Source organism: Mesorhizobium sp. M7A.F.Ca.CA.001.08.2.1 (genome assembly GCF_003998455.1).
Classification (GTDB): domain Bacteria; phylum Pseudomonadota; class Alphaproteobacteria; order Rhizobiales; family Rhizobiaceae; genus Mesorhizobium; species Mesorhizobium ciceri.
On record NZ_RZPW01001290.1, the window covers coordinates 1 to 868 of the forward strand.

1 protein-coding gene is annotated in these 868 nt (G+C 63.9%); it reads left to right on the forward strand.

Features of this window, described 5'->3' with window-relative positions; all coding sequences use genetic code 11:
* Window positions 1-122: 122 nt before the first annotated feature.
* Window positions 123-868 (forward strand): MFS transporter (locus tag EN914_RS36915; RefSeq protein ID WP_127389755.1); only part of this gene is annotated, 746 nt, incomplete at its 3' end.

The following is an 868-nucleotide window of genomic DNA, read 5'->3' on the forward strand; positions in this document are numbered from 1 at the left end:
ACTTAGCATGGTTGCCGCCATTTGCATCTGACAGGGTGCGACCCTGGCCAAACGGCTGGTTTCAGCGACAGCAAGCCACTGGCTGGTTGTTGCCGGTGCGCTGGGGGTTTAAGCAAGGTTTCATGCATTCACCAAGTGAAGCCGCCGCCGTCCCGCTGACCAATCCGGTCACGAATGGAACGTTTTGTCCGCAGTCGCGGCGACGATTTGTGCTGGTCGCGGCAATTCTGGCCTCGGCGCTTGGCTTCATAGACGGCTCCATCCTGGCCATCGCTACACCAGCGATCCGCGTCAATCTCGGCGCAAGCCTTGCCGAGGCGCAGTGGATTTCCAATGCCTATGCATTGACGCTGTCGGCGCTGATCCTGGCCGGGGGCGGTGCCGGCGACCGATTCGGTCTGCGCCGCGCCTTCGTGGCCGGCATTGCGCTGTTCATCCTCGCTTCGCTTGCCTGTGCGCTGGCGCCGAATGCAATTGTGCTGATCGCATTTCGCGCGTTGCAGGGCATCGGTGCGGCAATCATGGTGCCTGGCAGCCTCGCCATCATCGCCAAGGCCTACCCGAAGAAAGAACGCGGCCGCGCGATCGGCATCTGGGCGGCGGCTTCGGCGCTGACCACGGCACTTGGCCCGGTGTTCGGCGGCTTCGTGCTGTCGGCCTTCGGTGACGGCATCTGGCGGGCGATCTTCGCCATCAACCTGCCGCTGGGCTTGATTTCGATCTGGCTTCTGCTGGCCAAGGTTCCGGCCGATGCGCCGACGGAGAAACGCAGCCTGGATCTCGGCGGTGCAGCGCTCGCGACATTGGCTTTCGGTGCGCTTGCCTATGGGCTGACCTCGATGAGCGCCAGCGGCGAGGGCCTCATGGC